This window comes from Chitinophaga sp., assembly GCF_036569125.1.
Taxonomy (GTDB): domain Bacteria; phylum Bacteroidota; class Bacteroidia; order Chitinophagales; family Chitinophagaceae; genus Chitinophaga.
This window is the reverse complement of record NZ_DATCRF010000147.1, coordinates 1-10,301: the sequence shown is the minus strand read 5'-3', so window position 1 is coordinate 10,301 and position 10,301 is coordinate 1. Positions and strand designations below refer to the sequence as shown.

General features: G+C 47.3%; 10 protein-coding genes. All 10 read right to left on the bottom strand.

Going from position 1 to position 10,301, the window contains the following annotated elements; genetic code table 11:
* Positions 1-879, bottom strand: an 879-nt coding sequence (locus VIM87_RS05280) for an ABC transporter permease (protein ID WP_331995965.1), incomplete at its 3' end; no start/stop codon positions are given.
* Positions 880-1,083: 204 nt separating this feature from the next.
* Positions 1,084-2,457, bottom strand: coding sequence for an NADH-quinone oxidoreductase subunit N (locus VIM87_RS05275; protein ID WP_331995964.1), 1,374 nt, complete (start codon positions 2,455-2,457; stop codon positions 1,084-1,086).
* A 121-nt stretch (positions 2,458-2,578) separates the two neighbouring features.
* Entirely contained in the window at positions 2,579-4,015 is a 1,437-nt protein-coding gene (locus VIM87_RS05270) for an NADH-quinone oxidoreductase subunit M (RefSeq protein ID WP_331995963.1), read from the bottom strand.
* A 21-nt stretch (positions 4,016-4,036) separates the two neighbouring features.
* Positions 4,037-5,944 (bottom strand): NADH-quinone oxidoreductase subunit L, encoded by a 1,908-nt coding sequence (gene nuoL / locus VIM87_RS05265; protein WP_331995962.1) that lies wholly within the window; start codon positions 5,942-5,944, stop codon positions 4,037-4,039.
* A gap of 99 nt (positions 5,945-6,043) precedes the next feature.
* Positions 6,044-6,361, bottom strand: a complete 318-nt coding sequence (gene nuoK, locus VIM87_RS05260; RefSeq protein WP_089906139.1) for an NADH-quinone oxidoreductase subunit NuoK — start codon at positions 6,359-6,361, stop codon at positions 6,044-6,046.
* A gap of 139 nt (positions 6,362-6,500) precedes the next feature.
* Positions 6,501-6,995, bottom strand: coding sequence for an NADH-quinone oxidoreductase subunit J (locus tag VIM87_RS05255; protein WP_089906140.1), 495 nt, complete (start codon positions 6,993-6,995; stop codon positions 6,501-6,503).
* A 31-nt stretch (positions 6,996-7,026) separates the two neighbouring features.
* Positions 7,027-7,527 (bottom strand): NADH-quinone oxidoreductase subunit NuoI, encoded by a 501-nt coding sequence (nuoI, locus tag VIM87_RS05250; RefSeq protein ID WP_331995961.1) that lies wholly within the window; start codon positions 7,525-7,527, stop codon positions 7,027-7,029.
* A gap of 18 nt (positions 7,528-7,545) precedes the next feature.
* Entirely contained in the window at positions 7,546-8,580 is a 1,035-nt protein-coding gene (gene nuoH, locus VIM87_RS05245) for an NADH-quinone oxidoreductase subunit NuoH (protein ID WP_331995960.1), read from the bottom strand.
* 44 nt (positions 8,581-8,624) lie between these two features.
* Positions 8,625-9,716 carry a 2Fe-2S iron-sulfur cluster-binding protein gene (locus VIM87_RS05240; RefSeq protein WP_331995959.1) on the bottom strand — a complete coding sequence of 364 codons (1,092 nt, stop codon included), beginning with the start codon at positions 9,714-9,716 and terminating at the stop codon, positions 8,625-8,627.
* Between the two features lie 37 nt (positions 9,717-9,753).
* Positions 9,754-10,116 carry a four helix bundle protein gene (locus VIM87_RS05235; protein ID WP_331995958.1) on the bottom strand — a complete coding sequence of 121 codons (363 nt, stop codon included), beginning with the start codon at positions 10,114-10,116 and terminating at the stop codon, positions 9,754-9,756.
* Positions 10,117-10,301: the final 185 nt, after the last annotated feature.

Genomic DNA, 10,301 nt, shown 5'->3' with positions numbered 1-10,301 from the left:
GAACAGCATTTCCGCCAGGCTATCGCTTTTGCTGATGTAAAAATTATCGCTTTCATTGAGGTCCAGGTGGCGTATGATCCGGAAAAGGCCGGTGGCCTCCCCTACCGCGGCATCCATTTGCTGCACGGCATTTACCGCCACCCCGATCTGGTAAGAGGCGGTAGGCCGGTTAAATACACGGCGTGTATTGTTCACCGTAGTAAGCACAATATTATCTGCGCTCATAATATTGCTGCTGCCTTTAGAGCCCAGCAATCCAATGATACGGTAACGCACATCGCCCACGCGCACGGTATTATTTACTACATTTTTCAGGTTACGGCCAAAGAGCTTTACAGCCACATCATGCCCCAGCAGCGCCACATTCTGGCCGGAGGTTACATCCTGCTCGTTAAAGTTACGGCCCTGTTCCAGCGTATAGTTGGAGAACTGTATATAATTTTCATCCCCGCCAATTACCTGCACATTGGGGTTGGTTTTCTTATCATCTTTATACACCGTGGCAATGCCGGTGGCATTAAAAGAAATACTTACCATGGATGGGAAGCTAAAACGCCGTTTGAAATCCATGGCTTCCTCGTAGGAGATGCGTTTATTGCGGTTGGAGGCCCTTACCTTTTTCTTTTGCTTATTACTGCCTTTGGTGGCATTATCGCCACCACCCATACGGATCATCATTTCCCGGTTACGGATAGAAAAGCTGTTGGCGCCCATGCTGGCAAAACTGCTGTACAAGCTGCCCTTAATGCTGTCAATTGCAGTCAGGATGCCCACCAGGGCCATAATACCAAAAGCAATGATGGCTACTGTAAGACCGGTTCGCAAACGGTTGGCGCTAACCGAGCGGTACGCCAGGGAAAAAATGTCACGGAATTGCATAGTAAAGGGTTCCAGCTAAAGTTAATGTAAAAAGGTGAAAGCTGAAAGCCGAAAGGTGAAGGGTGCGCGGGATCGGCGATGAACGGCGAAGAAAAAGCGTGGAAAACAAGCGGTTATATGGGAAAGGGGTAAAAGAAAAGGTGAAAAGCGGTGAAGCGTTTATTTCACGCGTTCGCTTTTCACCTTTTTTACTTATTCAGTTATCTATGCCCACTGTAACAGGATACCGGGATAAACACCCAGTACAATTACAATGATGATAGCAATGATCAGGACTGTTTTAAAAGCAGGAGTAAAGGGCGCTACTTCCGGTTCACCGGCCTTGAAGTACATGGCCATAATGACACGGAAATAATAGTATACGCTGATGGCGGCGCAGATCACAGCCAGTATTACCAGCCAAAGCAGGTTACCCTGCTGCACTACGGCCGACAGCACAAAATATTTAGCAAAGAACCCGGCTGTTAAAGGAATACCTGCCAGTGAAAACAGGAAGATAGTGGCCGCCAATGCCAGCAAGGGCTGCTTGCGGGCCAGGCCGTTAAATCCTTCAAAGGTGTAGTCCTTTACTTTCATTAACACGCCAAACATGCCTATGGTAGCCACGCTGTAGGCTGCGGCATATAAAATAATACCCTGGGTAGCTGTTTCATTGAGCGCAATTACGGCCAGCAGCATAAAGCCTGCCTGCGCAATACTGGAATAGGCCAGCATACGCTTTACACTTTGCTGAAATACAGCGGTAAGGTTACCCATTACCAGCGTAGCTGCGGCAATAATGGCTAACACCAGCAGCCAGTGCTGGCTGATAGCGCCACCGGTAAAGCTTACATGGAACAGGCGCAGGAAAGCAATAAAACCACCCGCTTTTACCACGGTAGCCATAAAGGCCGTAAATACGGTGGGTGAGCCATCATATACATCCGGTGTCCAGAAGTGGAAGGGCACGGCAGATACTTTAAAGGCCAGCGCAAAGATCAGCAGCATAATACCGCCGATGGTTAAGGGATGCAGCTCGCCGGTACCCAGCGCCAGCTCATTAATATTAAAAGTACCGGAGGCGCCGTAAATGAGCGCAATGCCCATTAACAGGATACCGGTAGAAAAGGAGCCCATTAAAAAGTATTTCAGGGAAGCCTCATTACTTTTCAGGTTCTTTTTATCAGCGCCGGCCAGTATATATTGCGGAATAGAAATGATCTCAATGGCCAGGAACAGCATGAGCAGGCTGCTAAAGCCGGATGCCAGCATAATCCCGGAGAGGATAAAGAATATCAACGCAAAATAATCTGCTACATGCTCTCCTACTTTTTCAAACTCACTGCCGCACAGCAAAAAATATAACAAGGTAGCACCCAGCATCACTGCATTGAACAGGAGGCCGAATTTGCTTATCTCCAGCATGCCAAACAGGGTTTGGCTGCCGCCCTGCAGGGTGGAGAGCTCCAGCAGGTTAGCCACAAAGGCCACCAGCACCAGTGCGATAGCAAAATATTTAATGCGCTGCCTATTGCTGACAAATAAACCAACAAACATCAGCACAACACCCGATAAAGCAGTAGAAATTAATGCGTTCATATTGTTCCGTTACAAAAAAGTTTATAGTCCATAGTCGATGGTCCATAGTCCATTGCATACTACGTAATACTGTTTTTAAAAGTATATGCTATGGACCATAGACTATGGACCATGGACTATATTAAAATACTTTATTTACCAGTTCTGTAGTGCTGCTTACCAGGTCCAGCATGGGTTTGGGATATACGCCCAGTACCAGTATCACTCCCACAATAAGGCTTAGCGCCAGCAGCTCTGAATTTTGCAGGTCGGTAGTAGTTGCGGTTAAAGCATTGCTTTCCCCGAAAATTACCTTCTGCAGCATATTCAGTGTGTACACAGCGGCCAGGATAATGCCCAAACCGGCAACACCCATCAACCACATGTTATACTGGAACAAGCCGCTGAACATCAGGAACTCGCCCACAAAACCATTGGTAAGCGGTAATGCAATATTAGCCAGTGAAATAATTACCAGGAAAATAGACAGGCGCGGCGCCACCTGCGCAATACCACCCAGCTCGTCCAGGTTTTTCACATTCAGCCTTGACTGGATGATCTCTACCACTATCCACAACCCGATGATGTTAATACCGTGGTTGAACATCTGCACCTGTATGCCCTGCAGGCTTTGCTCATTATTGGCAAAGATGGCGGCACACATTAAACCGATGTGCGCTATGGACGAATAAGCGATCAGGCGTTTGAAATCCGTTTGCACAATGGCTATGCAGGAAGCGTAAATGATACCGATCACAGATAGCACCATTACTACATCGGCCCACATAAAAGCGCCCTGTGGCAACACCGGCAACAGCCAGCGGATAACGCCAAACAAACCCATTTTAACCATTACACCGGGAAGGATCATGGTTACCGGCGTAGGCGATTGCTCATACGTATCCGGCTGCCAGGTATGGAAAGGGAAGATGGGCATTTTAATAGCAAAGGCTACAAACAGCAGCCAGAAGAGCCAGGACTGCTCCTTCACCGGCAGGTTAAGGCTGGTGAAAGCAGCATAGCTGAATGACTTATCAGGTGATTGCAGGTACAGGTAAATGATACCCACCAGCATGAGCAGGGACCCTGCAAAGGTGTAAACAAAGAACTTAAACGTAACGGGTACACGCTTTTCCCCGCCCCACATAGAGCACAGGAAGTATACCGGTATTAAGGCCAGCTCCCAGAAAACGTAGAACAGTAAAGCATCGTAAGCGGTAAATACGCCTACCAGCCCGGCCTGCGACAGCAGCATTAAACCGTAAAAGCTGCTCTGGTTCTCATACGTACGGTTAAAGATGGTTATAAAAACCAGCAGGAACGCAATAGCGGTAAGCAGGCAAAGCATTACTCCCATACCATCCAGGCCTACATTGAACTGGCTGCCCAGCTGAGGGATCCAGTTAACGGCAAAATGAAGAGTATCCGGGGCTGCCCGGAACTGGAACAATGCGCCTAACACTACGGCTAAAGAAGCCAGGGATGATATCAGGCCCAGCACTTTAGGTCCTGACCCCTTCAGGCCAAACGTTAGCAGGCCTGTTACCAAAGGGATCAATATCAGTAAAACTGTTAACATAATTTTTCGTTCGCTTGTCTATTATAACAACAATCCTATCACAAATAATACGATAATTCCTATTACCATGGCAAATACGTAGAAGCCTACCTGCCCGTTCTGCAGGCGGCGTGCCTGCTGACTGCCCCAGGTAATGCTGCGGCCAACGCCATTCACCAAACGGTCTATACCGGCTTTTTCCAGCGCATCCTGGAAGAAGCGGGACAGCATGCCCAATGGTTTTACGATCACAGCGTCATACAGCTCATCCACATACCACTTGTTCTCCAGCACTTTGGCCAGGCCGGTGTTCTCACGGCCGGTATCGGCATACTTCACATATTTGCTGCGGGCAATGAAAATAAAGATGATCACCAGCACAGAGCTCAGGCCCATTAACAGCCATTCCATACTATGCTCCAGGTGATGTGCTTCTATGAACGGCGCAGAAGGTGCAAAAATGGGCGACAGGTATTCTGCCAGCCAGTGTTTTACTCCAAATACTTCCGGCAGGCCGATATAACCGCCTACTATGGAAAGTATGGCCAGCACTATCAGCGGAAAGGTAATAGCTGCCGGGCTTTCGTGCAGGTGATGTTCCTGCTCGTGCGTGCCGCGGAAGCTACCGGTAAAAGTAATGTAGTATAAGCGGAACATGTAAAATGCCGTCATCAGCGCACCGGCTAAGGCCAACACATACATGATCTTGTTATGTTCAAAGGTATGCGCCAGGATCTCATCTTTAGAGAAGAAGCCGGAAAGGCCCGGTATACCGGCTATTGCCAGACAACCTACCAGGAAGGTCCAGTTGGTAGTGGGCATAAATTTCTTAAGGCCGCCCATTTTGCGGATGTCCTGCTCACCGCCCATAGCATGTATCACAGAGCCGGAGCCCAGGAACAGCAGGGCTTTGAAGAAGGCGTGCGTCATTACGTGGAATACCGCGGCGGTGTAAGCGCCTACGCCCAATGCCAGGAACATATAACCCAGCTGGCTTACGGTGGAGTAGGCCAGCACTTTCTTAATATCATTCTGCACCATTGCAATGGAGGCTGCCAGCAGCGCAGTAGCCAAACCAATTACCGCTACCACCGTTTGGATCTGCGGCGCCAGCGTGTATAACACGTTGCTGCGGGCCACCATATAGATACCGGCAGTTACCATGGTAGCAGCATGGATGAGGGCAGATACCGGTGTAGGACCCGCCATGGCATCCGGCAGCCAGGTGTATAAAGGGATCTGGGCCGATTTACCCATTGCGCCTACAAACAGCAGCATAGCAATAATTGCGATCTGGCTGCTGTAATTACTATGTGCACCTAAAGCTGCTGTTTTGGAAAACACTTCTGAGAAGGTAACGCTGCTGAACATGGCTATCATACCAAAAATGCCCAGCAGAAAACCAAGGTCGCCAATACGGTTCATTACAAAAGCCTTTTTAGCGGCTTTGTTATAATTCGCATTCTTAAACCAGAAACCGATCAGCAGGTAAGAACATAAACCCACACCTTCCCAGCCAATGAACATCAGCACATAGTTAGCGCCCAGCACCAGCAGCAGCATGGAGAATACGAACAGGTTCAGGTAAGCAAAGTAACGGGCAAAGCCTTCGTTACTTTCATCATGCATATAAGAGGTGGAGTAAATATGAATGAGGGAGCCTACACCGGTAATGATCAACAGGAATAGGGCGCTCAGCTGGTCAACCTGGAAAGCAAAAGGGATCTGCAGGCGGCCTACGTTAATGAAGTCGAACAAAGTAACTACCTGCCCGCTGAAACCCGGCTGCCTTACTTCCAGGAATATCATTACACTAATTACAAATGCAGCCAGTATAACACCGCTGCCCACAACGCCTACCTGGGATTTGGATAAGTATCGCCTTCCTAATCCATTAATCAGGAAACCTAATAATGGTAAAACTGGTACCAGCCAAACGAGATTGATCATTTATCAATTACGATTTATGCTAAATGCTGAATGCTGAACACGGAACGCGGATTGTGTTTTGTGGTGCGTTAGGCGTTATGCATTAAGCATTCAACGTTTTTAGTTTTTAAGTCTGTTCAGAATGTTAATATCCACTGAGTGGGTATTCCTGTATACCATGACAATAATAGCCAGGCCCACTGCCACTTCTGCTGCTGCTACCACCATAATAAAGAACACAAAGATCTGCGCTGCTGCTGCATCTATACGGCCTGCATCGGCCCACATTTTAGAAAAGGCCACCAGCAGCAGGTTCACTGCATTCAACATCAGCTCTATGCACATGAAAATAATAATGGCGTTCCTGCGCATCAGCACGCCCATTATTCCTATACAGAACAAGGCTATGCTGAGAAATATGTAGTATTGAACAGGCATATTTTTGAATTACGAATTATTTAATTACGAATTACGGATTAGGCGGAATGCTGAACGCTTAAGGCTGAACGCTGATCATATTTTATTGTTTGTCATTTACACATTCACCAGCACATTAGCATATTAGCACATCAGCACATTATTCCTTTTTACCGATCACCACGGCGCCTACCATAGCGCTCAGGAACAGCACACTGCTTATTTCAAACGGCACCACGTATTGGTGGAATAAGGTTTTACCCAGGTTTGCGATCAACCCGATATCAGAGGAGCCGCTTTGCAGGGAAGGCATGCTGGCATCACGCAGGGCAGCCACCAGTATTACCAGCAGCGTACCGCCGCTGATAGCGCCGGCATATTTTAACCAGTTACGTTTTTGCGGCTCAACATCCGCATTCAGGTTCATTAACATGATCACGAACAGGAACAGTACCATGATGGCGCCTGCATATACAATAATATGCACCACCGCCAGGAACTGTGCGTTCAGCATTACATAATGACCGGCTATAGTAAAAAAGGTAAGGATCAGGCATAATACGCTGGTGACAGGATTCTTGCTCAGTATCACCCCCATGGCAGATGCCAGGGATATTGCGGAAAGTACCAGGAAAATGACTTGTTGCGTATTCATTTATATGGTGAATTGTTGGAGGTGGTGCAATTTATTTTTTCTTCGGATCAGGGATCAGCAGATCGTCTTTACCGTATATAAAACCTTTACGATCGTAGTTAGACGGCGCAAATGTTTCTGTTAAATAAATAGCATCCTTCGGGCAGGCTTCTTCACAGAAACCGCAGAAAATGCAGCGCAGCATATTAATCTCATAGCTGGCAGCATATTTCTCTTCACGATACAGCTTTTCTTCACCGGGTTTTCTTTCTGCAGCTTCCATGGTGATGGCTTCTGCGGGGCAGGCTACTGCACACAACCCACAGGCGGTACATCTTTCACGGCCTTCCTCATCCCGGTTCAGGATATGCAAACCACGGAACACCGGGCTAAAGGGGCGTGTTTCTTCCGGGTAGTTCACCGTAGCTTTCTTCTGGAAGATGTGCTTAAAGGTAATACCCATGCCTCTTAAAATAGCCGGTATATATAGCTTCTCCACAAAGTTCAGCGGCCTGCGGTCTACCGGTTTTACTCTATCTGTTAGTGCTTGCATAATTCAATTAGTTTTTTCTTATCCCTGTTTATACAATATCCACGCGCCTGTGAGCAGCATATTTACGATAGCGATCGGGATCATAATATTCCATCCCAGGCGCATCAGCTGATCATAGCGGAACCGCGGAATGGTCCACCGTACCCACATAAAGAGAAACAGGAAGCATATTATCTTAATAAATAAAGCTACAAATCCAAGAATGGTGATCAGGTTAGCATCCAGCCCCAGGCTATCCATAAAAGGAAAGCTGTAACCGCCAAAATACATGCTGGCCATGAGTGCAGAGCTGATGAACATGTTGATATATTCTGCAAACAGGTAAAAGCCCAGCTTCATGGAAGAGTATTCCAGGTGGTAACCGCCGTTCAGCTCATTCTCTGCTTCCGGCAGGTCAAACGGGGTACGGTTACACTCTGCAAAAGCGCAGATCAGGAAAATGATGAAACCTAATGGCTGGTATACTACATTCCAGTAACTATGGCGTTGCTGCTCTACAATATCTTTCAGGCTCAGGGAGCCGGTAAGCATCAGCAGGGCTATTAAGGAAAGGCCCATAGCCAGCTCGTAAGAGATGATCTGCGAAGCGGCACGTATAGAAGCCAGCAGCGAATATTTATTGTTGGAAGCCCAGCCGCCTAACATAATGCCATACACGCCTAAGCTCACTACTCCAAAAATGTATAAGATGCCAATGTTAATGTCTGCTATCTGCAGGGATACCTGCCTGCCTCCAATGGTAAGCGTATCGCCCCAGGGAATTACAGCACTGGTCATACAGGCTACCAGCATGGCCAGGGAAGGCCCCAGGATGAACAGGAAACGGTGAGAGAGGGTGGGAATGATCTCTTCCTTAAAAAAGAGCTTACCTCCATCTGCCAACGGCTGCAGCAGCCCCATAAAACCGGCCCGGTTAGGTCCGCGCCTGTCCTGTATAATAGCTGCCACCTTTCTTTCTCCCCAGGTTGAATACATGGCTACTCCCAACGACAGTGCCAGCACTCCTGAGATGAGCGCTATCTTTTCAATTATAAAGAACCAGTCTATGTTCATCAATTACGAATTTTATGCTGCTTTTAGCGGTTAGCTTTTAGCATTTAGCGTTTAGCGTTATTAAAGTCATCCGAATGCGCAGGCCCGTCTATCTTAGACAGGTCTATCTCCGGCCGGTTCACCTTACTTACGCTATGAATATCCATGAGCAGGCGTGGCTGGCGGCCATCCATTACTTCGGTAATCGTATCTTTCGGTTTAACCGTACCTACATAATGCCCTTGTGAGATCACGCTGTGACGGTCAATTTTGCGCGGGCCCTCAATGGTCCAGGCGCTGGCTTCTTTAGTATCAAAGCGGCAGGTATCGCAAATAAAATCCTCTACCTCACCATATTTATCCTTGCGGGCTGTTACACGGAATATTTCATCACCGCGCATCCACAGTACAGTTTTACCACAGCACTTATCACAGTTACGGTGCGCATCTACCGGTTTCAGGAACCATACACGGTTCTTGAAGCGGAAAGTTCTGTCTGTTAAAGCGCCTACCGGGCATACATCGATCACGTTGCCAATGAACTCACTGGTCAGCGCTTTTTGAATATAAGTGCCGATCTCAGATGCCTCACCGCGGTTCAATACGCCATGCACACGGCTGTTGGTCAGCTGGTCGGCAGTGTATACACAACGGTAGCAAAGAATGCAGCGCGTCATGTGCAGCTTAATGTTATCGCCGATATCTACCTGTTCAAATGTTCTGCGTTTAAACTCATAGCGGGTACCATCTGCACCATGCTCATAACCCAGGTCCTGCAAATGACATTCGCCCGCCTGGTCGCAGATAGGGCAATCCAGCGGGTGGTTCAGCAACAGGAACTCCACTACGCCTTTACGGGCGTCCTGTACTTCGGGAGAGGTGATGTTGGCTACTTCCATACCATCCATTACAGTGGTACGGCAGCTGGCTACCAGCTTGGGCATAGGGCGGGGATCGGCCTCAGAACCTTTGGTTACTTTCACCAGGCAGGTACGGCATTTACCGCCACTGCCCTGTAACTTGGAATAATAACACATTGCCGGCGGCACTATATCTCCTCCTATCTGCCGGGCTGCATTCAGGATGGTTGTTCCCGGCTCCACTTCCACGGAGATATTATCAATCTTAACCTTAAATAGTTTCTTTTCTTCAGCCATGTTATTAAATAAAAAGTAAAAAAGTAAAAAGTAAAACCTAAGCGGTTTTCATTTTTATTATACAGGAAGCAATGATCTTTGAAAGCTCATCTGCTTCGGCTATTAATTCCTTCACCTGTTCCATATCACACTTTACTGCATCCCTTACCATACATAGCCAATACTTTGTTTCATTAGCCGATTTCAATGCAATATGATAAAAGTTGATCACATCCTTTTTTGTGCTGCCTGCTGATCCTTCAACTACATTGGCACCTATGGATGTTCCACTTCTCAATAACTGATCAAATATTGAAAAATAGATCCGGTCATACTTTACATATTCAATGAACTTAATTAAGCTCAGGGAAAACTGATAACATCTCTTTTTGATCTCAAAAGGTTTAATCTGTGTTATCATGTTTTACCTTTTGCTTTTTAATTTTTTATTTTTTACACTGCTGCTGCAACAGGTAAAGGATCGGCGTAATGTGCAATACCAAAATTGCGCTGCTGCGCGGCATTCGGGTTTTTCACGTGCCATTCAAATTCATCACGGAAGTGACGGATAGCTGCTGCTACCGGCCATGCAGCCGCATCGCCCAG

Coding starts and splice junctions, on each gene's coding strand:
- VIM87_RS05275 (WP_331995964.1), bottom strand. CDS start 2,457: ATGAACGCATTAATTTCTACTGCTTTATCGGGTGTTGTGCTGATGTTT.
- VIM87_RS05270 (WP_331995963.1), bottom strand. CDS start 4,015: ATGTTAACAGTTTTACTGATATTGATCCCTTTGGTAACAGGCCTGCTA.
- nuoL (WP_331995962.1), bottom strand. CDS start 5,944: ATGATCAATCTCGTTTGGCTGGTACCAGTTTTACCATTATTAGGTTTC.
- nuoK (WP_089906139.1), bottom strand. CDS start 6,361: ATGCCTGTTCAATACTACATATTTCTCAGCATAGCCTTGTTCTGTATA.
- VIM87_RS05255 (WP_089906140.1), bottom strand. CDS start 6,995: ATGAATACGCAACAAGTCATTTTCCTGGTACTTTCCGCAATATCCCTG.
- nuoI (WP_331995961.1), bottom strand. CDS start 7,527: ATGCAAGCACTAACAGATAGAGTAAAACCGGTAGACCGCAGGCCGCTG.
- nuoH (WP_331995960.1), bottom strand. CDS start 8,580: ATGAACATAGACTGGTTCTTTATAATTGAAAAGATAGCGCTCATCTCA.
- VIM87_RS05240 (WP_331995959.1), bottom strand. CDS start 9,716: ATGGCTGAAGAAAAGAAACTATTTAAGGTTAAGATTGATAATATCTCC.
- VIM87_RS05235 (WP_331995958.1), bottom strand. CDS start 10,116: ATGATAACACAGATTAAACCTTTTGAGATCAAAAAGAGATGTTATCAG.